Origin of the sequence: Streptomyces panaciradicis (assembly GCF_023516615.1) — a bacterium.
In the GTDB taxonomy this organism is placed as follows: domain Bacteria; phylum Actinomycetota; class Actinomycetes; order Streptomycetales; family Streptomycetaceae; genus Streptomyces; species Streptomyces panaciradicis.
Genome location: NZ_JAMGBF010000125.1, coordinates 23409 through 48709 on the forward strand (window position 1 = coordinate 23409; position 25301 = coordinate 48709).

A 25301-nucleotide genomic window follows, 5' to 3' on the forward strand; every position below is an offset into this window, starting at 1 on the left:
CTCACACTGAGGAGGTGAGTCGAGCGTCCGAGAGGGAGTGCCCGTGACCGACGACCGGACCGAGGCGGCGTACCGGGCACGTGACCGGTATGCCGAGACGGGCGATGTGGAGGCAGCCCGCGAGGCCGTCGAACTGCTGCGGGCGCTGGCGCAGGAGGAGCATGTCGCCGCGCATATGGACGAGTTGGGCGGTGCACTGCTCGATCTCTTCGAGGCGGAAGGTGAGTTCGCGGTGCTCGCCGAGGCACTGGAGACGCACGAGACGTATGTGCGGCTTGTCCGGGACGCCGACTCTCTCAACAACCTGGGCAACTGCCTGCGCGTCTGTCACGACGAGACGGGGGACGAGCATCTGCTGGAACGGGCGCGGGAGGTGCTGGAGGCGGCTGCCGAGTTGTCCCCAAAGGATGCCACGGTCCTTGACAACCTCGGTCTCGTCCTGACGGACCTGTACGACGCCGAGGGCGAACCCGCGTTGCTCGACCGCGCCCTGGAACTGCACGCGCGTGCCGTCCTGTACGGCGCCGCCGAGGATCCCAACCACCTGCTGCACGTGGCGAATCTGGCCTCCGCCCACATGCACCGCTACGACCGTGCCGGCGACCCGGCCGATCTCGATGCCTGGGCCGGGGGCTGCGCACGGGCGGTGGCGCTTACGCCCGCCGGATCTCCGAACCTGCCGCTGCGGCAGGCCAATCTGGCCCTCGCCCTGTTGGAGCGCCACGCCCGCCACGGCTCACCCGCCGATCTGGCCGACGCCGTGCATGCCGCACAGCGGGCCCATGACACGAGTCCCGCCGGCGCCGCCGACCGGCCCCGGCAGGCCGGTGTCCTCGCGAACGCGCTGATCCGGAGGTATCACGAGGAAGGTGACCCGGAGGACATGGACGAGGCGACCGTCTTGCTGCGCGCCGCCACCGCGGATCGTCCCCAGGGCCGTTCCGGTTCGCCGCACCTGTGGAACAACCTCGCCCGCACCCTCTTGGAGCGCTACGAACGCGACGCGGACCCGGCCGAGTTGGAGGAGGCCCTCGAGACGGCCGCGCACGCGGTGGACCTGCTCGACGGCCCCGAACCGCTGCTGCCGCAGTGTCTGGACACGCTCGGCACGGTACTCACCGCGCGCTATCTGCACCACGGCGACGAGGAGGACCTGGAGCGGGCCGTGACCTGTCTGGAGCGATGCGCCGATCTGACCGACGAGGCGGCCCCGGCCCTGCCCGGCAGGCTGACCGCTCTGGCGATCGCGCTGGCGTACCGCTACGAGCACACCTGGGAGATCGCAGATCTCGACCGTTCCGTCGGCCTGTTCGACACAGTCGCCGAACTGCGCCCCCAGCGGCCCGGTCCCGCGGACCTCAACAACCGTGCGCGCGGCAGGATCCGGCGCCACCAACGCACCGGGGACCCCGAGGACCTGGCGTTCGCCCTGGACCAGCTGGAAAAGCTGGTGGCGGCCACGCCTGAACAGGCCCCCGGCCTCCCGCTGTACCTGGAGAACCTGGCCGAGGCCCTGCGGCTGCGGTACGAGTCCACCGGGGTGGCCGACGACCTGGAGCGGGCCGTGGCGGCGCTGCGCCGGGCCTTGCGGTTGCTGCCGCCGCGCGCCTCCCGGCGGCCGGACACGCTGCAAGGGCTGGGCAACGCGCTGCTCGACCGGTTCGGCGCGACGGGCTCGGTCGTGGACCTCGACGAGGCGCTCGCCCTGCACCGCCAGGCACTCGCCGCGCTCCCCACGGGCGCTCCGGGCCGCGCCGGCGCCCTCAACGACCTGGCGAACGCCGTGCGGGAGCGCCATCAGCATCTCGACGCCCCGCACGACCTGGACGAGGCGATCGCCCTGCTGAACACGGCAGTCGCCCTGGCCGGTCGCACGACACCTGACCGGCCGGTGTTCCTCGACAACCTCGGCAACGCCCTCATGGACCGCTACGAACGCGACGCCGACCCGGACGACCTCGACACGGGTCTCGCCGCCCATGCCGAGGCCCTGGAACTGCTGCCCGCGTCGGCGCCGGAACGAGGCCGGATCGCCGCCAACGCCGGGGGAGCGCTGTGGCGCCGCTGGCGGCTGAGCGGCGGCCGGGAGGACCTGGATGAGGCGATCTCCCTGCTGCGGGAGGCGGTCGGTGCGACACTCCCGGCGTCCCCGAACCGTCCGCTGCGGCTGAACAACCTCGGCTGCTTCCTGCGTGACCTGCACGGTCTCACCGGGGCGGAGGACGACCGGCTGGCCGCCGCGGCGGCGCTGGAGGAGGCGTGCCGGTCGGGGGCGGAGCGCGGGCCGCGCTGGGCCCTGGAGGCGGCGCGCAACTGGGGGAGCTGGGCCACGGCGCGCGAGGCGTGGCCGGAGGCGGCCGGAGCCTACCGGTTCGGTCTCGACGCCCTGCGCACGGCATACCGCGGCCAGGGGATGCGCCCGCACCGGGAGAGCTGGCTGAGGATCGCCGACCGGCTGCCCGCGGACGCAGCCGAGGCGTATCTGCGTGCTGGTGACGTCCCGGGTGCCATACGGGCCCTGGAGGCGGGCCGGGCGGTGCTGCTCAGCGAGGCGCTGCTGACCGGGGACACCGCCCTCGAACGGCTGGCGGCCGCAGGACACACCGCGGTGGCAGACAATTACCGCCGTCTCGTGGACCGGCTCGCCTGGCTGGAGAACCCGCACGACGACACCCGGTCGCACACGGCCGGACGCCCACGGTGAGCCGGACACCCATGACGGGCCTGCCGGACGCGGTGGGCGACCGGACTGCCGCTGTCGTGCGGCGGCTTCCGGACCGGCGTCTGGAGCGGCTGATGAACCGCTCCTGCGCGGACCGGGCGGGCCCTCGTCGCGTCGTCAGACGTCCGCCAGACGAGCGACTTGGTTGTCCTGGCATGCGCAGGTGTGGAACGGCTCGGACGTTCCGGGCCCGTGCGGGTCTGGGCGGACGGCGGTCCCGCGCCCGTGGGTGCTCAGTCGTCGCCGAGCAGGACCACTCGGCGGCCGTGACGGTTGGGGGAGCCGATCGGGCCGGTGCCGTGCGCCGGGCGGCCGGCGGGGACCGCGCGTTCGCGGCCCCAGGCGCGGATTTCCTCGATCTGTTCGGGATTGCTGCGGATGAGGGGCGCGGTGTTGGCGAAGATGTCCTCGATGAACGACGGGCTCAGCCGGTCGGCGCCCCCGCCGAGAAGCACCTCGGCTCCGACGTCGTGCAGGGCGGACTCGATGTCGGAGCCGGCGAACCCCTCCGACAGGTCCACCAGACGGTCGATCTGTCCAGGCTCCGGCTCGGTCTTGACGTAGCGGCGGTAGTAGAGCTCGATGATCTCCCTGCGGTCCGTCTCGTCCGGCAGGTCCACGAAGAACAACTCGTCGAAGCGGCCCTTGCGCAGCAGCTCCGGTGGCAGGCTGCGGACGTCGTTGGCGGTCGCGACCACGAAGGCACGGGAGTCCGACTCCTGCAGCCAGAAGAGGAACTGCCCGATGACGCGCTGGCTCACTCCGGAGATGTCGTGGCTTCCGGCCAGCCCCTTCTCGATCTCGTCGATCCACAGGATGCAGGGGGCGACCCGGTCGGCGGTTTGCAGCGCCTCCCGCATCCGGCTCTCCGACTCGCCCAGATAACGGCCGTGGATGCTCGCCATGTCCAGCCGGTACAGGGGCAGCTGCCACTGCTGAGCGATGGCCTTCGCGGACAGCGACTTCCCGCAGCCGGGCACCCCGACCAGCAATACGCCCCGGGGCGGGCGCAGACCGGTGCCTCGCAGGTCGGTGTGCATCAACCGGTGCTTGCGCTCCAGCCAGTCGCGCAGACTGCTCAGGCCTCCCACCGCGTAGTCCTCGGACTTGAGGGTGAGCCGTTCCAGGCCGGCCAGATCGTTGAAGATACGGTCCTTGGAGCGGGCCAGCTCCAGGACGTCGTCCGCCTCCACCGATCCCTTGGCGACCAGCGTCGCCATCAGGTTGACGGCCTCGCCCTCGGTGACGCCCCGCAGAAACTCCGCGGCCCGGCGCACGTCGTCCCCGCTCCAGTGCACAGGGACGACACCGTGGTGGGCGTCGAGGAAGTCACCGATGATCCCGTGCATCTCGTCGGCATCGGGCAGATCGAGCTGCAAGCTCATGCCGAGCCGCTGCAGACCACTCCAGATGGGGCTGTCGGTGAGCAGCACGACACAGCCCGCGTTGTCGTCGGCGATCCGGGCGAGCTCGGCCAGCTCGCGCGTCAGCGGGCTGTCCGACTCCACGTCTCCGGGGTCCACGAGGACGAGCGTCGCCTGCTGCCGCACCGCGAACTGGGCAGCGGCGAAGTCGGTGGCCCCGGTGAACGACCGGTCGTCCAGGACGGAGGAGCTGGTGCGCAGATCGCGCAGCCCGGTGGCCCGCGTGTGGATCCAGAACTGCTGGCCGCTGCGCCGTGGCTGGCCGGCGACCTCCTTGACCATGCGCAGAGCACGTTGCTGCTCGATCGTCCGCAGACCGATGACCGGTACGCGGGCGGTGAGGTAGCGGTCCAGGTCGTGCTGGCTGGCGGCGTAGTTCGACATGTTCTGCTTTCGGGGCCGTGTCCTGAGGGGCGGTTGCGGTCCGGTGGCGGCGGGTCAACCGGGCCGGATGATCCGGCGGCGTCCACCGGTGTGCGGCGCAGGGGCCGGAGGGAGCCCTTCGGCCGGGTCGTCCAGGACCGCGGTGAGCGGGTTGTCCCGGTAGGTGCGTCGTCGGGCCTCTACCGCGCGTGGGTCGTCGCCCGCGGCCAGCCGCTGGTCCAGCCCCTGTTCCAGGGTGTCCTGCAGAGTGCGGATCTGGTCGTCGACCGCTTGCAGGACCGGGGTTCGGAAGTCCTCGGGCAGACAGGGATGACGCAACACGGTCCGTACGGCCCGCAGTGTGACGCGGCCCCGGGTCAGGGCCCGACCCGCCGTGAATTCGTCCCCGGCGGCGTTCACCTCCCGGACCAGTGCGTCCAGTCCTCTCTGCAGCCGTTCCTCGACCGCGCCGCGAACTTGGCCCAGCAGCCGTTGCCAGGCGTCGACCGGCAGGTCACCGGGTTCCAACCGGGGCAGATCGGCGCCCCCGTCGGGCCGGTCCCCACGTGCCCACTGCTCCAGAAAGTCCGCCCAGACCTGATAGGGACTGGCGCCACCGCCGCTCCGGGCAGACCGCGGGCCCGGGGGGAGGGGGGAGGACGCATTGCCTCCGGGAGTGCCGGGCGCGGCTTTGGGGGCGCCGGATGCGGATGCGGCGTCCTTCGGGGTGCGGCGCCAGCTACGCCCCCACAGGACGCGGGGCGTGGATGTGGCGGAGCCCGCGGTGCCGGGCGTGGTCCCGTCGGCTTGCGGGGATCCGGATCGGGGTCCAGCTGCTTCTGGGGTGTGGCTGCGGGCGTCCGGGCGTCCGGGTTCGTTCGAGGGTGGTGGATCCAATGGTTGGATGCGTCTGGTCACCGTTTGTTCCTCGGGCGTACCACCATGACCTCACCTGGCGGCAGCGGTTCCCATGCTGGCAGGCCGCTCACCAGGCGTCGCTGCCGGCGTCTGGCCGGCGGGGCGTCCGACGCCGCTTCCCCCGGCGTGCCGCCCGTGGCGGGCAGGCCCGGTACGGTGCCGGGGTTCCGCCACCGTGGCAGGTCACCGGGCCGCCCCTGGTACTCGTCGTTCGTCATGACCGTATCGCCCTTCTCTGCTCAGTCGTCCCGGCCCGTGAACCCGTTGGCGCCGACCACCCGTCCGTCGAAGGGCGTGGCCCCGTTGGCGGCCGTGGCAAGGGAGGCGATGAAAGCCCGCGCGTGTGCCTCGCCGGCGTCGGCCTCCCGGTAGCGCTTGCGCCAGTCCGTCCACTCCGCGTGCACGCCGCCCAGCTGGGTGAGTGCGTCGTCCCGGCGCCGCCTCAGCGACTGCTCGGCGTTGTTCTGTGCGGTGCGCGCAGTTTCACTGCGGTTGTAGACGACGACACCCCAGACCCCGGCGGCGAAGATCACGGCGATGAACGCGAACTTCACGTTGATCGCGAGCAGCACCATGAAGCCGGGCAGCAGCACCGCCAGCATGATCTGGAGCTGCTTCTTCACGTCGTACGCGAGCGACTTGACGTAGGCGGCGATGTGCCGGTCGTAGTGGCGGCGTAGCGACTGCTTGAGGTCGGCCAGGTCATGGGCGATCGGCTGGGTCCAAAGGGGCGGCTCGAAGCCGGGTCCGTCGGCCGTACGGCTGCCCCCCTTGCCGAACCTGACGTCGACGGCGGTGGGCAGCGCGGCCCGGTAGTCGCGCGCGAAGCCGGCGTGCGCCTCCGCGAGCCACTCGTGGCAGGAGGCGACGGCGAGCTTCTGAGCGGCCGGTGAGGCACCGACGGACGCCGGATCCAGAGCCGCGGTCGACTGCACGGTGAGGTAGTCGCGGGTCTCGTCGAAGGCGGGTGCCTTCAGGTCGGACTCCCGGCGGGCGGCCTCCTCGTCACCGTCATGCCGGACCACCAGCTCGTGGTAGAGCAAGGTGCGGCGCAGCGGCAGCTCCTCGGCGTCATAGTCGCCGACCAGTCGGTCGAGGATGGCATCGATCTCGTCCTCCAGCCGGTCCGAGGCCGGGGTCGGCTGGGCCATCAGTTGCTCGAACCGGTCGAGGAGCGTGGCGTGGACCCGCGCCGAGACCAGTGCCGCGTCGAGTCGGTCCCACTGCGGGCAGGACTCGGCCAGCCGCGGGAACTCGGCCGTCGTGCTCGGGCCCCGCAGCCCCTCGATCTCACCGCGCCACCGGCTCACCTGGGCGGACCGGACGGCGTCGTCGTCCAGCAGGTCCTCGCGCCACTTCGCCAGCGTCTCTTGCAGCAGCGCCCGGCCCGCAGGCCCGAACGCGCCCTGCGAGGCGCATTCCAGGATCACCTGGAACTCGCGGCCCAGCGCCATCGGGTTCTGGTGTAACAGGTAGTGCCGCAGCCAGCGCACGGAGGCCTCCGCCCGGTCCTGCCGGCGCAGCACCAGCGCGAAGAGCAGTGAGGTCTTCGCCGGTGACCGACGAAACGCCTCCTCGGTGGCCTGCTCGCACAGCTCGCGCCGGTCGGCGGTCCAGGCGGCCAGGCCCACCAGGGCCGGGGCCAGCCAGTACCGCGGCGACTTGATCATCAGTTCCTCGGTGATCTGTCGCACGGTGTCCTCGGAGACCAGCCCTGAGTCGAAGGCCTGCAGAATGCCGGTCGCGCTGCGCCGCACCTCGTTGTGGTGGCCGAAGTCGCGCTCGATGTCGGCCTTGACCTCGCCGACGCGGGTTTGGGCCAGCTGCTTGTTCTTGTCGAGTTCGTCCTTGCGGACGTACGCCTCGAACCGTGTCAGCAGGTTCAGGAGGGTGCTCTCGGTCTGACGCTGCGTCTGCTTGACGTCGTCGACCTGCTCTTCCACCCCCTGCAGCTGGGAGGAGAGGCCCTGGATGCGCCCCGCCAGTCTTCTTTCGACGGCGCGGGCGACAGCCTCCGGGCTCACTTCGGACATGGTTGCAACTCCGTTCAATGCAGTGCGCCGCCCCGCTGCCGGGATGCGGACCGGGTCAGGGCCGGACGACGTCTCCGTCGGCCAGCACGGGAAGCAGGAGGCCGCCTTCGTGGACCTCGATGAACGCGTACGCCTCGGAGCGCGCCAGAGACCGGGCCGCGTCGAAAGGCGGCGGCATGGGCTCCCGGGCGGCGAAGTGGTCCAGGATCCGCCCGTCGAGCGCCAGCCGGTGATCCACATATGGGTGGCCCAGATGACAGCGGGCCACGAAACCGAGCGGTGCGGCGCCATATCCGGCCAAGTACTGCTCGCGCAGCCACTGCGCGTGCTCGCGGAACGCGTCCTCGCTCAACTCCGCGTCCAGCCGGGCGACTGCCCGGAGCAGGGAGCCGGGGCGCGCCCGGAGCAGTTCCCGCGAACGTCGGGGCTGCATCCCCCAACGCGGTGTGATCGCCGGTCCGGTGGCGGGCCGGGCGACGGTCGGCTGCGCCGGCGGTACGACGATGCGGCGTATCCGGTCTCCGGAACTCATGATCCCCCCGATGAACCCACAAAAGCCCTCGCGGCCTCCTGGCAGGTGACGTCCCCGGCAGAAGACGCGAAGGGGCATGCGGCGCGGCGCCGACTCGACTGCACGCCTTCAGCAGAGGAGTAATGCGCCGTCAGTGTGGCGGAAAAACATGGCGGTTGTCCCTGTTTCGGCGAAGTACGCCCATGTTCCGACCGGCTTACGACCAGAACCGGGACGGCAAAACGTGCCCGGCCGCTCAACCGCCTTGCCACACTCGGCATATGGGTACGAACACGACGGTCGGCACCGGCCCCGGCGAGGTCCGGGTACTGCTGGTGGGCATCGACGACTACAGCACCGTGGACGGACTGCGCTCGCTGCACGGGTGCCGCAACGACATTGCCGCCGCCCGCGCCTGGCTGGCGCGCCGGTTCGGGACGCGGGCCGTAGTGCGGGAACTGCTCGACAGGGAGGCGACCGTCACGAACGTCACCTCAGGCTTCGCCGAGCATCTGGCGGCAGCAGAGCCAGGAGACGGCGCCCTCTTCTGGTTCTCGGGACACGGCACCGACTTCGCCGACCTCGACGGCACCTACGCCGCCACCGAGCCGACCGGGCGCTACCAGGCACTGGCCCTGGCCGACGGCCCCCTCCTCGACAAAGAACTCAATGCCCTCCTCGACGCGGTCGCGGCGCGGGGCGTGCCCACCACGGCCGTCGTCGACTGCTGCTTCTCCGGCGGGGCCACCCGCGCGAACGACACGGCGGACACCGCCGACGCCGCAGATACGGCCGTGCCGACCCTGCGCGCCGCCCGCTTTCTGCCCGCACCCCGTTCATGGCGGCTCCGCCCGGGCAGCCGGGACGCGGCAGCCGGCCACGCCGAGCCGCCTCGGCACGTCCTGCTGGCCGCCTGCCGCCTGAACGAGTCGGCCTACGAGCGCGTGAGCGGCGGTGTCGTCCGCGGAGTCTTCACGCAGGCCCTACTGGAAGCCCTGGACGGTGCGCCGGCCGACAGCCGCCTCAACCACCGGGACCTCCTGGCCGCGGCGGCGGCCCGGGTGACGGCCCACGAACCTGGACAACATCCCGTTCTCGCGCCCCTCGGGGCCGGCGGCCCCGCCGACACACCGTTCCCCGGAGGCACTCCCGGGTCGACGGGACCCCATCTGCTGCGGTACGGCGGCGCCGGATGGGAAGTCGACTGCGGAGCCGCCCACGGACTGCGGGTCGGCGCGGACAACGGCCCGGAGTTCACCGTCATGCCGGGCCGCACCGCAACGCCGGTGAAGGCAACCGTCCGGGTGCACACGGTCCAGGCCGACCGCTGCCTGGTGACGCCCTGCGGCTGGACGCCCGACGAGCGGCAGGTGTATCCCGTCGAACTCTCCGCACTGGCGCTGCCGCCCGTCGGCGTGTCAGTGGACGACACCGGCGACCTGCAGGCCGCTCTCCAGCTGCGCGAGGCCCTGGCTACCGCCGGACCTGGCGGCGGGCCCAGCCCACTGCTCGGGCTCGGCGCACCGAGGTCCGAGGTCCGTCTCACAGCCGCCGTGTCCGACGGCCGGGTCCGGATCCGGCCCGCGGACGACACGCCGAGCGTTCCCGACCTGCCGCTGGACACCGCGTCGGATGCCCGCCGAGCGGCCGACTGCCTGATCCACCTGGCCCGCTGGTACCAAGCCCGCGACCTGGCCCACCCGATGTCCACCCTGAGCGGTCAGGTCAAGATCGAGATCACCCCCTGGGGCGGCAGCCGACCACTGTCACCCGACGCCGACGGGCTCTTGACCGTGCCGTACGCGCACTCGCCAGAAGGATGCCGGGAACCCTGGGTATCCATCAGCCTGCACAACACCTCGCGCCGCACCTTGTGGTGTGTACTGGTGGACCTCACCGACAGCTACGCAAGTCATACGGTCCTCTTCCCGGGGGACTTCGTCGGACCCGGTCGGCGCGGGTACGCCCTGGACGGCGAACCGGTGCGGCTCGCACTGCCCGCCTCCCGGCCCGTACGCCCCGGCGCACAGGTCATGGACTGGCTCAAGCTGCTCGTCGCGGACACGGAACTGAACACGCTCCCCTTCCAGTTCCCGGCCTGGCGACCCGGCGGAAGCGCGAGCGAACGGCAGACCGTGGCGGGGCTCGACGGGAAGTGGCGGCTCGCACCCACCGGCCACCGGGACGCCGGGCCGGCGGCGACGGCGTCCGGCTGGGGCACCAGGACCGTACGGCTGCGCACGGTGGTTCCCCGGGTCGGCCAGGCCGGATGAGACCGGGGGCCGCTGCTCATGACCTGCTCAGGGGCGGCCCAGGTGAGTGAAACCGGCCCAGGCCGTGGGGTCGTGCAGGTCCGTGGCCAGGGCCCGTTCCCGCAGGGCGGCCGGCATGCCGTCCGGCAGCACACGATGCGGGTCGAGCATCCACAACTGCGCACGCCGCAAAGCCTGTTGGGGGCCCAGTCGTTCCCGCCGCAGGAAATGGTGCGTCAGATACATGAGGACGGAGGTGGCGTCGTCCGGCACCGGCCATAGCGAGCCGATGACGGACGCCGCGCCGGAGACCAGGAAAGCGGTGGCCAGAGTGTAGGCCTCGTTGTGGCCGCGCCCCGACACATGGCTGCGGCAGGCGGCCAGCAGCACCAGCGCGAGGCGCTCGCCCGCGGTCTCGGCGAGTGCCTCGGCGGAGAGTTCACCGCCGCTCAGCGACAGCCGGGCCGTGCGCCCCCGTCCCTCCGTGACCACCCCGTGGCAGGCAAGGTGCAGGATGCCCCCCGAGGCGTCCGGGGAGCGCAGCCAGGCCAGCACGTCATCCGCCGTGGCGCCCCGGCCGAGATAGCTGCCGGCGCTGCTACCGCCGTGGGCGGCCGGTGCGTAGAAGCTCCGCCACACCGCCTGGGCCTCCTCGCCGGCGTAGGGCAGATCGCCGGTGGGGTCGCCGACCACGAGCGCGGGCCCGTCGGGCCGGACGGCGGGACGGGCAGCGAGGTCGCACAGCAGCCGGGCCGAGGCGGTGTACGAGATCTCGGCCCGCTGAACGGCGTAGTGTCGCCGCCCCTGCCCGGCCGGTTCCCAGGCCGCGTGCCAGGGGACTCCGCCGAGAGCGCCCATCGGCACTAGTACCACGCGAGGCGTTCGCTCGGGCATGCCGAGGGCTTCGAGCAGTGGCTTCACGGCCGCGAACCACGTCCACGAACCCAGCCGGTCGAGTTGGTCGCGCAGCCGCGTGGGCGCGGTCCGCGCGGACGGCCGGCTCACCGGCCCGAGATCGCGCCCCGCCCCGGCCGCCGGGCGCTCCGGAAGGAACGTGCGCAGGGGCGCGGCCCCGGAACGCAGCAGCGGCAACGCAAGTGCGTGGGCACGCCCGTCGCGCGTCACGACGACGGCCGTACCGCCCCTGTCATCGTCGGACGCCAGGAGATAGGCCAGCGCATCCAGCCCGAGCACCCGCAGCGCACCCCCGATCTCCTCGACCGACGGCGGGTCGAGCAGCGGATCGAGCGGGGGCGGGCCGGCAGGTGCCGGTACGGAGTGCGAAGCCGTGGCTTCCGGTGGGGTGGCGAGGGCGGTCAGGGCGCGGCGTCTCAGTTCGCTTGGTACGGACTGCCGGACCGGGGCGGCGGCGGTGGTCGTGGCTTCGGCACCGCGCCACTCGGCTGCCAGGTCGGGGTGGCCTGCGGCGGTAAGACGGTCCGGGACCGACAGGGAGGTGAGGGCGGCGTGCAGGACCAGGGCACGACAGGCGTCGAGAGCTCTGACCGCGTCCTGCGGACACTCGTCCCGGATGGACCACTCGACCACCTCCAAAGCCGCGTCGGTGGCATGCACGGCGACCTCGGTGGCGTGGTCGGTACCGGACTGCGTGAGCGCAGCCCAGGCATGACCGCGCAGCGCCGCCAGGCCGGTGAGACGGGCCTGCGCATGGTCGGCGTCGGCCCGCGAGCCGGTGATCCGCCACCAGTCGGCCCGGGTCCGCAGGGACCGGCCCAGCGCCAGACCGGTCAGCGCCCACATCGGATGCTCGGGACCGCCGGCCCTCTCGCGCGCCCGGATGAGCCACTCGATACCGGCGTTGAGCACCTCGGGCTTCTTTTCGGCGAGGAACCGCAGGTTCAGGGCCGAGCCGAGCGCACAGGCGCACCGTACCCACTGCTCTCCGCCCTCGTTGGCCACCGCCAGTGCCGCCGAGAGCAACTCCTCGGCCTCGTCCAAACGCCGCGTGTCATTGCGTTCGGCTGCCTCGGTCAGGCAGCGCACTCCGTTGTCCGCGAGAACTGTCGCATGCTGTGCCGGCGGTAACCGTGCCGCCATGCGCTTCAGTTCGCCAGGCGTGGGGGCGCCGGCCGGTCGCAGGGACCGGGGCCGCCCCAGGCGCTCGGCGAGCGCGTCCCGTTCGGTGCGGGCGTTCTCCAGGCTGCTCCACACGGAGATACGGTGCGGGTCCTCCGGGTTTGTCGCGGCGTAGGCGTCGCCGAGCGCGCGCAAAGCGCGGTCGGCCATCCCGAGATCGCCCAGGGCCACGGCGCGCCTGACGCTCAGCAGGGCGATCTGTGCGTCCAGACGGTTTCGTTGGTAACCGGTCAAAGTGGGGCTGGTGCGCAGCGACTGCAGTCCGGCCAGTGCCTCCTCGATGTCGTCGACGCCACCGAGGGCGGCCCCCCGGCCCAGTACCGCCCAGGCCCGGACCATGGACACCTGGTCGGCGGTCCGTCCCGACGAGCCCTCCGAGCCGCTCAGATCCGCTCTGGCCCGGTCCAGATGCCCTAGTGCGGCCTCGTACGACGTCCGCGACCCGGCCCCGCGTACCCCTCTCAGCCGTGCGGTCCCGGCCATCAGTCCCACGGTGGCCTGCCAGTCGGCATCCTCCAGCGCGCCCATGGCCGCCGCGTGCAGCTCCTGCACCTGCTCAGCGGCCGCGGGGCTGTCCCCTTCGTGGTCGGCGACGAGCATCAGGATCGCGGCCGCGCCCATGGCGTACTGGGGGTCAGCGCGATCCAGGGCCCGCCACCGCCGGTACGCCTCCGCGAAACCGTCGGCCAGCCGGTGGGCGCCGCCCACGTCGTGCACCAGCGCCCCTACCTCCCAGGTGTTGTGGTTGACGAACGTCGTGCCCTCGTCGATCTCCCGCTGCGTCTCCTGGTAGGCCCGCACGAACAGTTCGGTCCGCTCGGGGTCGGGCTCGGCCAGGCCGAGTCGGGCGAGCTCGTTGTGGGCGGCGGCGGCCACGCAGAGCACGAGGCGGCGGATCCCAGGGATCGCCTCCGGCCGCCGAGCCAACCGCTCCGCGTGCTGTCGGGCAGCGAACAGCCGGGCGGGCTCGTGGTCGTTGCCGAACCGGGTCAGCTGACAGGAGGACAGGGTCAGCAGCGCGGCCGACGGGTCCCCGTCGTCCTCCTCGTCCCAGTGTTCCAGGGCGTGTTCCACTAGAGCGAGGCAGCGGTCCCGGCCGGTGTCGTCGTTGCGGGCGACCGCCTGCTCGTACAGCACCCGGGCGAACACGTCGATGTAGTGCGGCGGCAGCTCATCCAGGGTGTCGGCGGTGTCGAGCAGTGGTTCCACCAGGGCTTCGACGAGCGGTGCCTGGGTCCGGTCGTTGCAGTGTGTCGTGCTCCACAGCAGGCACCGCGCGAACGCCTCTTCCTCGTCCGGCAGCGGAGCACCCGCCGAGCGGGCCCGTGCCATCACGTCCAACGCCTCGCGCACCAGGTCGGTGTCCTCCCGGCAGCGGCCCAGGAGCAGGAGCGCCCATCCCAGACCGTTCAGTACGAAGCCGTCGTCGCGGTCCCCGGCGGCCAGCGCGGTGCGCAGCTGCCGGACCGCCCGCTCGGCGTCGCGCAGGTCCTCCGGATCCCCCGTGGCGATGCAGCGGTCGAGCAGCAGGTCCCCGAGATCGGCGTGAACCTGGGCACCGTCCGGGTCGTCCGGGCCGAGCAGACCAAGGACGCTCTCGCAGCGCCGGATCGCCTCGTCGAGCAGCGCCCGGCGCCCGCAGAGGCCGGGCTCCGCCTCCTCTGCGGCGGCACACCAGTAGCGGAGGGCGCACACCTTCGCCATCAGCTGCTGTACGAAGATCTCGTCGCCCGCGCCGGAGCCGTCCGGTCCGCCATCTCCCGGGCCGACGGCCGCCGGGCTCTCCAGGACGGCACTCAGCAGGCCGTGGGCACGGTCCAGGTGCTCGGGGCAGTCCTCCATAGCGGCGAGCATGACGAGGAGGTGCGCATAGCCGGTCCGGCGGTACTGCCAGGCGATGTGCGTGTCCCGCCCGGCACAGGTGTGACCGCCCACCGCATCGAGGGACTCGGCGGGACCGGCGCACGCGGCGCAGGTGAGGTCGGCGTGGGCGAAAAGGGCCTCGGCATCCTGCACGGCCGTGCGGACGTCACCCGCCTCGGCCTCCTCGAGCAGGGCCAACCGGTAGCTGCACGCGGCGACGACCGACCAGGCGTCGTCGATGGCCTCGGGGGCGTGCAGGCCGGCCATCGCCTCCAGCACTCCGGCCCGCTCGGCGCGCAACGCTGCGGCACTCGGTTCCCAGGCATCATCGGACGAGAAGGCGGGGACCGCGAGTGCCTCCAGGAGGTCGTCGGAGGCTTTGCCCGTGACCCCGTCCGTGAATGCATCCGGCCCGGACACTACGGTGCCATCCTGGTCGCGTACGGTTCCAGCACGGCGTTCAGCCACTCCCCGCCCTCGGTCGAGTCCAGGGCCAGCGGGGGAAGCCCTTGGTCCGACAGCGCCCCGGCCTGCAGACGGTCCGCGAACAGCACGGTCACCCGATCTGCCGGTTCACGCTTCGACGGCCAGAGCAAACCCTGCGCCCAAGGCGCGGTGTGCGCGCGAATCCAGTGCCCCCAGTGCCGGGTGAACGGATACTCGGCTGCCTCCGCCTGCACGAGCCAGGCGTCCTGCGCGACCGCGGCCAGATCCCGTCCCGTCACCAGGGGCAGCACCGCGATGTTGGTGGTCAGCCGGAGAAAGGAGAGCAGCTTCCCGCGGACGGTGGCCCGCGGCAGCAGCCGTGGCCCACCGTCGGGGTCGAAAGGCACCGACCGCAGCAGCGACTCGCACACCGCGGCGGCCGGGGTCAGTCCCGCGTAGAGGTAGCCGTAGCCGTCGAGGTCGGTCGCGTCGAAGCGGCCCCCTCCGTAGAAGGGGTGCGCAGGACGGTGGTTGAAGTCGGCACCGGACCGGGTCGCCGAGTGCAGACGGAAGAGGTCGGTTCCGCCGGCCAAGGTCACCTTCGCGGGCGCGCCAGGCAGAGCGCCGGGTGGGCGGGAGTTGGGCATGGGAGTCGCTCAGTCTCCTTCCGGCTCGGTGAGACAGCGGGCCGCCTCGTCGATGCGTGCCTCGTGATCCCGGCCGAGCAGTGCGGCGGGACGGGCACCGCCGAGCCATGCGTTGGGCGACAGCCACCAGTCCGCCACCCCCCAGGGGTCGTCTGCGGCGCCGAGAGCGGAGTTGACCGTCCGGACACGGGGGCGCAGGGCGTGTCCGCGCCGGTGGGCGGGCTCGGGTTCGAACTGGAACAGCGGCAGCCGGTTCCGGCCGTCGATCCCACGCAGGCGGATCAGCCCCGGCGCGCACGGATCGCCGCCCCGGGCCACGACTTCCGCCTCGTCCAGCGCGGGCTCGGCGAGCAGTCGGTCCCGCACCGCACCGAGCACCGGTCCCACCATGCGATGCCCGTCGAGTACCAGCACCGCGAGGTCGGCCGCAGTGAACCCGTGAACCACGGGGGCACTACCGAGCCGCCCGCCCGCCCCCATGAGGAGCGGGCGCAGCAGAGCAGCGGCGGCAGCCAGAGCCTGCTCGCGGGCCTGCGGGCCGGACTCGGCACGAGACGCCCGCAGGTGACGCGCCAGCGATGTACGGGCCTCGGCCGACAGCGTGGCCGCCAGCCGGTCCCATTCCGCCGCCGCACCGGCCAGGACGGACAGATGGCCTTCGGTCATGTCAGCTCCGTGGAGCGCCCGTCCGCCGGAGAGTCCGGGGAAGAGGATGTTCCGGCCGCGCCCAGCAGCCGCTCCACCAGGTCGGCCCGTTCGAGGCGGCGTACGACCAGGTGAACCTCGGTGTCCGGCCTGCGGGACAGGCTTGCTTCGAGCGCGGCCCACAGCGCGGCGAGGCCCACTTCCGGCCGAAGACCGCCGCGTCCTGAACCGAGCAACGGGAAACAGATCGACTTCAAGGGCGGCTCCCAACGAGCGGCCTCCTCGGCGAGCAGGTCCAAGGCGGCGGTGGCCGCACGCGTGATGTCCGACGGCTGAACGTCATAGTCGTTCGTCCCAGGACGAGGTGTGGCAACGACCGCGTGATAGACGCGCCGGATCCCCGCCGAGCGCAACGCCCCGGAGCCGGTTGCCACCACGGTCCCCGGCAGCACCGCCCGGTCCGGTGCGCCACGGCGGGCCAGCCAGTTTCCCAACTCGTCGTGGACCGTGTCCTTCAGTAGATCGCCGCGGGGGTTACGCAGGGACGCCGAGCGTCGCAATGATGCCGCCACCGAAGCTTTGTAAACGGGCGGCAGGGCCAGAAACGTGTTGGCGGGCGAGACCACCACGTCGACGTCGCGCAGCAGGTCCACCGCGTGGACGTGAAGCCGGATCGAGGTCCGGTGCCCACCGACGACCACCGGCACCGTGCGATGAGTGGCCGGCAGAAGCACCCCCTGCGGTGCCTCGTACGCCGGTCCCTGCCGAGGCCCTGCCTCGTCGCACATCCGCACGATCTGTTCGGCCACTTCACCCAGAGCCATGAGCTCCTGAGACTTGCGGAAGCGCTCGACAGTGACGTGATGCACGGCCGCGGCACGACGGCGCCGCTCCGCGGCCGCCATCTCACGTGTGTCATCGGTGAGTCCCAGGCTGTACGCGGCAGACTGCCGCAGCTTCCCGCCGTCCACCGCCGCCACGGCGACCTTCAACAGGTGTTCCAGGGCGGCCGCACGGGCCTCCGGCGTCCGTAACAGTCCGAGGCGAGCCGCCGCCGCCTCCAACGAGGGGAGCCGCAGACCTCGCATCCGTAGCACCCCGACGCGCCTGACCTCCCGCACCTCGCGAAGAACCGACGCGTGGTCAGGCGTCCGCTCCTCCGGCATGCGGCCAGGATCGCACCCTGATATCACCGCTCACAACCGATTCGGCACACTCGGCACCCCACCCTTGACCACAGGTGGATGCCGACCAGTCGGCCGCCGGTCCAGGAATGAGCCGCCCGGAATGCGGGGCGCTTGTCCGCCGTCCACGCGCGGGAGGGCGCACTCGAACCGATCCGGCGGAGCGGAGAACGACTCGGCGGGGCTGGGCTGGACGCGAGCAGCGCTGTCAACGGCATCCGTACGCCGCGTTTGTCGGGTGCGGTCCGTCCGGCGCCGGAGGGCGTATCGAAGTCGAAACGGGCCTCCGCAGAGTCCAGCAGCCTCCCCGAGCCCAGGGCAGCGGCGCCGATGACATGACTGGCTGGCAGAACGGCATGGGGCGCGACCCGCACGCCCGTTCCCACCGGTCGGCCGCCGCGACCACGTGCTCGCCCACAGACGCCGGGCCTGTTGCTGATCTTGGCCCTGATACTGGTTCCGCTCCGCGAATACGGCAGAGTCGGCCGGACCGTCCCCTGGGCCCGGCGGCAGCATCCTCAGCCATGCGCGCGGACGATCCGGGCCACCGCAGCGGCGTGCACGGCCACGTTGCTGCGCCCCGCCTCGCCTCTGAAGTGGAGGGCGACCGCGTTGCCGGAGTCCAGGTCGATCACGGCGGAGCCGGAGTTGCCACCCAGCGTGGTGGCGTCGTGGTGGACCACGTCCTGCCCCTCGATCCCAATGAGCTGTCCTGCGGCCAGCCGCTTGCAGTTGTAGGCACCGTCGAAGATGCGCTGCTGGTCGGCCGGGTCGGCGCGCGAGTCGTGCCCGGGGTAGCCGATCACCGCGATCCAGCCGCTCACGCGCGCCCCCGTGGTGTGGAGCGCGATGGGCGGCGGCGGGCTCTCGCCGTCCTCCCCGGTCGCGTCGATCCGCAGCAGGGCCACGTCATACCTGTGGTCCGGTTCGCTCCAGAGACTTCGGTGACGCGGAAGCGGGACTCCTCCGGCTGCTGGTACTCCTGGTACCAGTCCAGGCTGGGCCGTACGGCCTTGCCCGTCCAGGACTGCTTGAAGGCGAACCCCGAGCCCGAGTCCGCTCCGGCCTGCGTCTGCCGGACGAACTTCTCGGCGACATGACGGTTCGTCACGACGAGCCGGGGGACCCACCATCCAGCCGGTGCCGACCCATTTCAGGTCGTGGTTGCGTAGGTCGATACGGCCGACGCTGGGGATCGCCTTCTCCAGCGGCCCACCGGGCCGCTCGACGCGAGCCGTCACGCTTGCGCTGCTGGGCCGGCCGTCCGGCGGCATCTTGAGGCCGAGGCCGGCTGACCAGTGCCCCTGGCCGAGTTGACCTACCACACCTCATGCAACTTCCGTAGCGGCCAGCCCTGAAGGGATCAGAGGGACGGACAACTGCGCAGTGGCGCCAGTAAGGTGCGGGACGTGCTCGTGCGGACCACGGCGCCAGAGCGGAGCGCGGGAGGCACCGGCAGACATGAAAGTCTGGTTCTTCGTCCTGTGCGTTGTCTTCGTCCTCATCGTCGCCAGGCGCGTGCTGCGGCTTCTGCGTGGCTCGCGCCCGGGCAAGCGCGGTGTGCTCGTCGGGCCCCAGCGGGCACAGGCCCTGGACCGGCTCCAGGCGTCCGTGTGGCGTGAGTGGTCCGAGGAAGCAGACAAGCGTGGCCTCACCCCCAACATCCAGCGACCGCGGTTGCTTCACACGCAGTGGGCCCCCGCGCCGCCAGCGCTGACCGATGGCCGCACCCGTGGGCTCACCGGTACCACGGCGGACATGACCGGGCTCGTCGAGTCGTTCACCGCTCTCGTTCCCCAGCGACTGGTGATCATCGGCCCGGCGGGTTCGGGAAAGTCGACCTTGCTCCTGCTGTTCCTGCTCGAACTGTGCCGGACACGCGAACGGGACCTGGCCGGCCAGGGGCTTCGGGGGGAGGGCGCGGAGGCCCCGCCTGCGGTGCCCGTCCTGTTCTCCCTGAGTTCCTACGATCCCAGACGCCACGGGCTGCTGGACTGGCTGGCTGGGCGGCTGGCGGCCGAATATCCCGAGGTGGGGTCGGCGGCTTCCGCGAGGGACCTTCTCCACCGAGGCGATGTGCTGCCTTGTCTCGACGGGCTCGACGAGATCCCGGAGCAGCGCGTCGGCAAAGTGCTGAACCGTATCCGCAGGGAGTTCGCCACCGCGCGACCGGTGATTCTGGCCTGCCGGACGGAGGAGTACAGGCAAGCCCTGGCCCGGGAGCCGGTGCTGCACGGTGCCTCGGTCACCGAGGCACGCGAGCTGGCCTTTCCGCATGTGATGGAGTACCTGCGGGCCAGCCTCGGAGAGGGCGGCCCCAGCCACAAGGAATGGGCGGATCTGTTCGGCCGTCTCGAACACGGCTGGGGTGTGCTGGAGGACGAAGTGGCCGCGGCACACGAGCGCGGTGTGCCGATGCCCCCGCCGAACTGGTCCCTGCTGGTATCGCCCGCCGGCCGTTCCGGCGTCGCGGAACTGGGCAGGCGATGGACGGTCCAGGCGGAAGCGGCAGCGGCGCAGGGCGGCCCGGCACGCGAGGTGACTCCCCAGCTGCTCGCGGCCCTCGGCGCAGCACTGACGTCGCCCCTGACGGCGAGTCTCTTCACCGATCTCTACGGCTACACGGACGTCAGCGACGAGACACCGTTCCGGCGGCTGGCGCGTGCCGCCCCCGGCACGGTCCGGGCGGCGATCCTGGAGAACGCGGTGCGTGTCCTCTTCGACCACCGTCTGAACCCTGACGACTGGCCTGATGCACGGGAGCACCTGTCCTTCCTCGCCCGCCACCTGGAGCGCACCGGCCGGACCGACCTGGCCTGGTGGGAGCTGAGCGGCGCGCTCCACCACGGCATCTACGGCGGTCTTCTCGGGCTCCTCGCGGCCGTGGCCGGGGGCATCACTACGGCATCCGCGGTCGACGCGGGGGAAGGCGCGCTGGCGGCGTTCCAGCTGGGGACGGCGGCGCTGGGCACCGGGATGCTCGTCTCTTGGCGGGGGCCGGACCGGGTGGCTTCGTGGCTGGACGAGTTCCTGCTCAAGAGGTCCACTGCGCGGAGGCCGCGCCGGGAGAACCCGGAGACAGGGACATCATCGGGCAGCCGCGCAGGGGACCCGAGGCTCGGGCGGACGTCGACGGCTCTCGTAGTCGGGCTGCCGATGGGGGGAATCCTGGGCTTCCTCGGTTCGTTTCCGGACGGACCCGTCGTCGGGCTGCTCATCGGCATCATCGGCGGTTCGCTGGTCGGCGTGCCCGCCGGTCTCCTCGGCGCGGGCGGGCCCGTTCGCGGACCGCGCTGGTTCCGCCGCGGCACCGGCTTCCTGCGCCGCATCGCGGGCGGAGCGGGCGTGGGGTTCGCCGCCGGGGCAGCCCTGGGGCTGCTCTTCTGGTGGACTCTGCGCACCATCCGCGGATCCGACGCCGGGCACATGAATCGACCCACCTATGTGCTGGCCTCCATGCTTTTGTTCGCCCTTGTCGGCATGGCTCTGGGGCTGGTGTCGGGCTTTCTTCGCTGGCTTCAGACACCCGCGCCGGCCGACGACTCCACGTCCCCTCGGATCTTGCTGCGCGGGGACCGGAGGCTCGTCGCCGGATGGGCTCTGATGATCGCCGGGTTGGCCGGGCTCGGCATGGGATGGATCATGGCGAACTCCTCGACCGGCCGCGGGCAAATAGCCGAGGGCAGCGTGCTCCTCATGGCCCTGGTCCTGTGGGTGCCCATCGCCGTCCGTCCCTGGCCCCGGTATGTCGTCGCGCGCTCCTGGCTATGGCTCCGGGGTGATCTTCCACGCGACCTCATGGCATTCCTGGAACACGCCCACAAGGTGTCGGTGCTGCGGCAGGTGGGAGGCGTCTACCAGTTCCGTCACAAGGACGTACAGGAGCACCTGGGCATGGCACCCGCCGACACTGGTGCACGGTCTTAGCCGGCAGGGCGTCAGGAGCCGCCGAGGAAGCCGGTCAGTGCGGCTTTCGCCGTGTCGAGCGCGAGCAGCACGATTTCGGCGGCGTCCTCCGGCAGGTCCGCGAACAGGCCGGTCGACGCCTGACGGCGGAGCGCGTCCGGATCGCCGACGGCGCACCATCGTTCGACATCGTCCGGTGTCAGGCCGGCCGTTGTCGCCAGCGCGCGGAACGGTGCTGCCAGCGCCGTGCGCACCACGTGGGTCCCGGGATTCCCGGTGCCGTCCGGGAGGGCGGCCCGGGCGCGCAGCAGCGCCAGACCGCCGCCGGGCACGGTGCCGCACCGCAACGCGGCCTGGGACGTGTGCGCAGCGCGTTGGGCGGCCTCGGTGCGGGCAGCGATCTCCGCCTGCGTATCCCCGCCGACGGCCAAGGAGACGGCACGGGAGGTCAGCCAGTCGATCTGTTCCTCCAGCGCCGACCGTTCGCTTTCGGAGGCCGCCCGGTCCATGAGCGCGCGGGTGGAAGCGATCCACCGGTCCAGCATGCGCGGATCGTGGGCGCCGCCCATCAGCACCGTCTCCGACGCGGAGACCACCGCCAGGTCCGCCTGGCCCAGGACGTCGAACCAGGCGGTGCCCGGGAGCAGGCGGGAACTCTCCGTCAGCGCCGTGGCGCCGGTCAGCACGGCCAGGGACCGCAGCCGCTGGTGCCCTTGCCGCGCGGCGGGAACACGGACCACTGTCGGTACCGGTCCGTCCGCCGGATCGCACAGGGACCGCAGCAGGCCGCTGCGCAGATCGGAGCCGTCGGCGGTGGTGAGCACCAGGAGCGGTCTTCCCTTCCTGGCGAGGCGGTCGCGCAGCCTGCGGAAGGCCTCGCCGTCCCCGGTCACCGAGTCGAGCAGCAGCACGTACGGCTTCACGAGCCGGGTCCTGCGGGTCCATGCATCGGTTCCGGGGGCATCGGCGGCGTACGGGAGGGCGTACCCGGCGGGCACGCGCAGGCCTTGGCGTACGACCGGTCCCTCGATGGTGCGGGTCACGCCGGGTTCGCAGATCAGTACGCCGTAGGGGCCCGCGAGCAGTGCCGCGGCCGAGACCGCCTCGGCCACCTGCGGGTCCGTCGTCGCACCGCGGACCACCGCGTCCGGACGGGAACACGGCGCCGCCATGTCGACCAGGACGGCGCGGGCCAGGTCGAGCGCCTCGGCGCATTCTCGGAACAACTCACACAATCCGCTGCCCCTGGCCCGTTGGTCGTTCGCCTCCCCGACCAGAGCTGCGGCGAGGACCGCCGCGAGCAGCGCCCCGTCCCCGGACGCCGCGTCCATCGCGCGGGCGGCCTCGACGACCGGATTGATGCCGAGCACCGCTCGGGGATCGGCGGTCCGAAAGCAAGCGGCCACCTGCCGGGCGTCGGTCACACTGACGGGCCGGCCGTCCGGGTCCAGCACCGTGGTGCCAAACGAACGGGAGCCGAGAAGAGCGCTCATGGCGGCTCCGACGGCCCGGGCGCCGTCGCCCGGTGTCGTGCCGATCCCGCTCCTCCATGGCACCGGGGTCTCCGGAGTCCGGATGTGCGGCAGGGGGCGGGCGAGGGCGTCGCGCAGCAGCTCGGCGTGGGGTCCCGAAAGGATCCGGGAGGCGATGAGAGAGGTGGGGATTGCCTGGTTCAGGTTCATGCCGCCGTGATGACCGTGGTGCATGGCCACCAGCAGGCCGCCGTCGGTGACGAGGGGACCGCCCGACGAGCCCTGCAGAGTGTTCGCGCCTTTGTACCGGACACGATGCGCGCCGGGGTACAGGACGTCCCCGGTGTTGCTGTGGTCCAGCAGCTGCCGCAGGGGGTGGTGGAAGAGATGCAGCGGGCTGCCGAAGACGTAGTCCTCCTCGGACAGCTTGTAGTAGCCCCTGGGGCGCAGAAGGCCGTTCGGCTCGACCAGATCGGGGGGATGCGCGGCCAGGCGTACGAAGGCGAAGTCCAGGCCGTCCTCGTCGGTCTTCATACCGGGTGGCACCGGGTCCTCCGGCGCGGGCGGGCTGGAGTCGAGAAGTGCGATGAGGGGAATCCGCACAGCGTCCTGCGCGGAGGTGTGTCCCGGGTCGTGGTACGAGGGGAACACAGCCACCATCCCGGCCACGGGTCCGGCCCCGGACATGCCGCGTGACAACCTCACCGCGTGTCCCGCGGTGAGCAGCAGCGCGGGCCCGACCAGGAAACCGGTGGCCACCTGGCTGCCACCGCGCTCCAGACGGGCGACCCGTGACTCGGCCTCGGTGGCTCTCGCCCTGATCTCCTGGGTCGAGTGCATGCCGGCGCGGGGATTGGTGGCCGCCTGCAGTTCGGAACCCGAATCCGGAGTCTCCGTCGTCACGAGGCGTGCCGTCGGACGAGACGCGCGACGTCCGCAGCGGGTACGGCGTAGTTGCGTTTCCCCGGAATCCCCTGGAAATGAAGGCCGAGCGCCCGGCCGGTGTCCAGGTCGACGACGACGGACCCGGAGTTGCCGCCGAGTGTTGTCGCGTCGTGATGGAACCACCTGCTGCCGTCGAAAGAGATGACCTGCCCCGGAGCGAGCCGCTTGCACTCGAAGATGCCGTTGAAGATGCGCTTGCGGTCCTCCGGGTCGTCGTACTTTCCGATGTAGGGGTAGCCGATCACTCCCACCCAACGGCCCACGGTGAGCTCGTCCTTGCCCTGGGCCAGCTCGATCGGCGGCGGCGGGGACTCCCCGTCCTCACCGGTCGGGGCTAGCCTGAGCAAAGCGGCGTCACAGGGAGAGGAGTCCGGCTCGATCCAGACCACCTCTGTCACCTTGAACCGTGATTCCTGCGTCCGGCCGTGCTCGTGACGCCAGTCGATGTAGGCATGCACCTGTGCCAGGGGGTTCGCACGGAACCGGAAGCCGCCGCGACCCCTCTTCGCGAACTTCTCCGCCACATGGCGGTTGGTGACCGCGAGCCCCTCGGCCACCACCCATGCAGTTCCCACCCACTCCAGGTCGTGGTTGCGCAGATCGACCCGTCCCACACTGGGAATGACGCCCTCAAGGCGGCGACGAGCGGCCTTCACCCTGGTGGCGACCACGAGACTCTCGGCCGTGTGGTCGGGGGCGTCGGCCACGGTGGCGAAGGTGTTGCGCCGCACCAGGTAGACCGGCCTGCCGAACTGCCTGACGATGGCCTCCAACCCGCTCTCATCGCCCCGCCAAGTCCCCTCAGCCATCGCCTTGACGGCATCAGCGGCCCGGTCGACATCCAGGAGACCTTCCAGAGCGCCGACGCTCTCCAGACCCTCCGACGACGTCGCGACCGCATCCCTGATCTCCTCGAAGCGGTCGAGGAACTCCTCCCGCACCTCGCGGTCGGCGAAGATCTGCGTGTACTCCATATCTGCCCCCGTCAGTTCGGTACTGCTGGGACCGACACGCTACTGGGTGACGCACCGGACACGCAGCGACATGAGAGGGCACGTCGGCACACCGAAGAAGCCGCCCTGGACCGGTTCGCCGAGTTCGCCGCAGCTTGGGGCCGGAAGTATCCGGCGATCGCGTGTCCCGGGATCAAGCTGGTCGGCGGCCGCGCCGCAGTCTTCCCATCCGCTGCCCTGCCGTCGTCGATCTCCTACGACTACACCAACTGGGCAAAGAAACCGAAAAGAGCTACGAACGCACCGCCGACGGAACCGGTGTCGGCGACCTCCCCGCCCTGCAAGAAGGCCCGCAGGGTTGGCGGGTGAGCGCGGCGTGGGCCCACCAGGTCAACAAGGAGGTGGACGTGGTCGCCTTCATCGTCGACGAGGACGAACAGGTCTCCTGCGATGAGGACTGCGTCTTCTACGGCGCCCCACAAAGCCCCGGCAGCGTGGTCCAGTTGGTGACTGAGGGCCCCGAAGGAGCAAGCCATCGTCGTCGAGCTGAGCGCGTTGCCGGCTGCTGCGCACAAGGTCGTTGTCGCGGCCGCCCTGGACGGAGCCGGCACGTTCGCAGATGTCGGAGCCATTGAGATCATGGTGGTGCCTGCCTCCGGAGAACAGGCCGTGGCCCAGGCCACGCTGGATGCGGCCACCACGGAGCGCAGCCTGGTGATGGCTGAGATCTACCGCCGCGGCCCTCTCTGGCGTATTCGGGCCGTAGGCCAGGGCTATGACCACGACCTGGCGAGCACCGCGCGCTCCTTCGGCGTCGACATCACGGGCTGAGCCCGCGGTCCTGAAGGCGCTGCAGCGATCCTGACGCAGGCCCCGCCACGGCTGATAGGCGACGGCGGGGTGTCCGCCAGGTACAGCCTTGTCCGACGGTGCGGTGTGG

Annotated in this window: 14 protein-coding genes and 1 pseudogene; 4 read left to right on the forward strand and 11 right to left on the reverse strand. The window is 71.6% G+C overall.

Annotated elements, in window-relative coordinates:
• Positions 1 to 43 precede the first annotated feature (43 nt).
• Entirely contained in the window at positions 44 to 2704 is a 2661-nt protein-coding gene (locus M8J74_RS33195) for a hypothetical protein (protein WP_249839982.1), read from the forward strand.
• Between the two features lie 251 nt (positions 2705 to 2955).
• Here the strand turns inward: M8J74_RS33195 and M8J74_RS33200 are convergent, their stop codons facing one another.
• The 4 genes from M8J74_RS33200 to M8J74_RS33215 form a co-directional block, all read right to left on the reverse strand.
• Entirely contained in the window at positions 2956 to 4530 is a 1575-nt protein-coding gene (locus M8J74_RS33200) for an AAA family ATPase (protein ID WP_249839983.1), read from the reverse strand.
• Positions 4531 to 4584: 54 nt separating this feature from the next.
• Complete coding sequence (locus M8J74_RS33205) at positions 4585 to 5037, reverse strand: hypothetical protein (protein ID WP_249839984.1); 453 nt, start codon at positions 5035 to 5037, stop codon at positions 4585 to 4587.
• Between the two features lie 629 nt (positions 5038 to 5666).
• Positions 5667 to 7460 carry a hypothetical protein gene (locus M8J74_RS33210; protein ID WP_249839985.1) on the reverse strand — a complete coding sequence of 598 codons (1794 nt, stop codon included), beginning with the start codon at positions 7458 to 7460 and terminating at the stop codon, positions 5667 to 5669.
• Positions 7461 to 7515: 55 nt separating this feature from the next.
• Positions 7516 to 7992, reverse strand: coding sequence for a hypothetical protein (locus M8J74_RS33215; protein ID WP_249839986.1), 477 nt, complete (start codon positions 7990 to 7992; stop codon positions 7516 to 7518).
• 260 nt (positions 7993 to 8252) lie between these two features.
• Between M8J74_RS33215 and M8J74_RS33220 the strand changes: the two genes are divergently transcribed.
• The gene (locus tag M8J74_RS33220) at positions 8253 to 10244 is read left to right on the forward strand and encodes a caspase family protein (protein WP_249839987.1); all 1992 of its coding nucleotides are present in this window, start codon (positions 8253 to 8255) and stop codon (positions 10242 to 10244) included.
• A 27-nt stretch (positions 10245 to 10271) separates the two neighbouring features.
• Here the strand turns inward: M8J74_RS33220 and M8J74_RS44875 are convergent, their stop codons facing one another.
• From M8J74_RS44875 to M8J74_RS44650, 5 genes are all read right to left on the reverse strand, one after another.
• A complete protein-coding gene (locus M8J74_RS44875; RefSeq protein ID WP_249839988.1) occupies positions 10272 to 14603 on the reverse strand; it encodes a CHAT domain-containing protein in 4332 nt (1443 codons plus the stop codon).
• On the reverse strand, positions 14603 to 15208 hold the full coding sequence (locus tag M8J74_RS33230; protein WP_249839998.1) for an RES family NAD+ phosphorylase: 606 nt from the start codon (positions 15206 to 15208) through the stop codon (positions 14603 to 14605). Before M8J74_RS33230 ends, M8J74_RS44875 begins: the two co-directional genes overlap by 1 nt.
• Positions 15209 to 15265: 57 nt before the next feature.
• A complete protein-coding gene (locus tag M8J74_RS33235; RefSeq protein ID WP_249839989.1) occupies positions 15266 to 15922 on the reverse strand; it encodes a hypothetical protein in 657 nt (218 codons plus the stop codon).
• The gene (locus M8J74_RS33240) at positions 15919 to 17067 is read right to left on the reverse strand and encodes a macro domain-containing protein (RefSeq protein WP_249839990.1); all 1149 of its coding nucleotides are present in this window, start codon (positions 17065 to 17067) and stop codon (positions 15919 to 15921) included. Before M8J74_RS33240 ends, M8J74_RS33235 begins: the two co-directional genes overlap by 4 nt.
• Positions 17068 to 17603: 536 nt before the next feature.
• A complete protein-coding gene (locus M8J74_RS44650; RefSeq protein ID WP_308406147.1) occupies positions 17604 to 18359 on the reverse strand; it encodes a trypsin-like serine peptidase in 756 nt (251 codons plus the stop codon).
• 484 nt (positions 18360 to 18843) lie between these two features.
• On the opposite strand from M8J74_RS44650, the gene M8J74_RS33250 reads away from it, so the two are divergent.
• Positions 18844 to 21012 (forward strand): hypothetical protein, encoded by a 2169-nt coding sequence (locus tag M8J74_RS33250; RefSeq protein ID WP_249839992.1) that lies wholly within the window; start codon positions 18844 to 18846, stop codon positions 21010 to 21012.
• A gap of 11 nt (positions 21013 to 21023) precedes the next feature.
• Here the strand turns inward: M8J74_RS33250 and M8J74_RS33255 are convergent, their stop codons facing one another.
• Together M8J74_RS33255 and M8J74_RS33260 are read right to left on the reverse strand one after the other, a co-directional pair.
• Positions 21024 to 23366 carry a TCP-1/cpn60 chaperonin family protein gene (locus tag M8J74_RS33255; RefSeq protein ID WP_249839993.1) on the reverse strand — a complete coding sequence of 781 codons (2343 nt, stop codon included), beginning with the start codon at positions 23364 to 23366 and terminating at the stop codon, positions 21024 to 21026.
• The gene (locus M8J74_RS33260; RefSeq protein WP_249839994.1) at positions 23363 to 24382 is read right to left on the reverse strand and encodes a trypsin-like serine peptidase; all 1020 of its coding nucleotides are present in this window, start codon (positions 24380 to 24382) and stop codon (positions 23363 to 23365) included. The genes M8J74_RS33255 and M8J74_RS33260 overlap by 4 nt, the downstream gene beginning before the upstream one ends.
• Positions 24383 to 24768: 386 nt before the next feature.
• Between M8J74_RS33260 and M8J74_RS44880 the strand changes: the two are divergent.
• A pseudogene (locus M8J74_RS44880) lies at positions 24769 to 25192 on the forward strand (TerD family protein).
• Positions 25193 to 25301 lie beyond the last annotated feature (109 nt).

Bases quoted from the DNA above. Each gene is read 5' to 3' on its own strand.
- M8J74_RS33235 (WP_249839989.1), bottom strand. From the start codon at position 15,922: ATGACCGAAGGCCATCTGTCCGTCCTGGCCGGTGCGGCGGCGGAATGG.
- M8J74_RS44650 (WP_308406147.1), bottom strand. From the start codon at position 18,359: ATGCCGCCGGACGGCCGGCCCAGCAGCGCAAGCGTGACGGCTCGCGTC.
- M8J74_RS33200 (WP_249839983.1), bottom strand. From the start codon at position 4,530: ATGTCGAACTACGCCGCCAGCCAGCACGACCTGGACCGCTACCTCACC.
- M8J74_RS33210 (WP_249839985.1), bottom strand. From the start codon at position 7,460: ATGTCCGAAGTGAGCCCGGAGGCTGTCGCCCGCGCCGTCGAAAGAAGA.
- M8J74_RS33240 (WP_249839990.1), bottom strand. From the start codon at position 17,067: ATGCCGGAGGAGCGGACGCCTGACCACGCGTCGGTTCTTCGCGAGGTG.
- M8J74_RS33260 (WP_249839994.1), bottom strand. From the start codon at position 24,382: ATGGAGTACACGCAGATCTTCGCCGACCGCGAGGTGCGGGAGGAGTTC.
- M8J74_RS33215 (WP_249839986.1), bottom strand. From the start codon at position 7,992: ATGAGTTCCGGAGACCGGATACGCCGCATCGTCGTACCGCCGGCGCAG.
- M8J74_RS33220 (WP_249839987.1), top strand. From the start codon at position 8,253: ATGGGTACGAACACGACGGTCGGCACCGGCCCCGGCGAGGTCCGGGTA.
- M8J74_RS33250 (WP_249839992.1), top strand. From the start codon at position 18,844: ATGACCGGGCTCGTCGAGTCGTTCACCGCTCTCGTTCCCCAGCGACTG.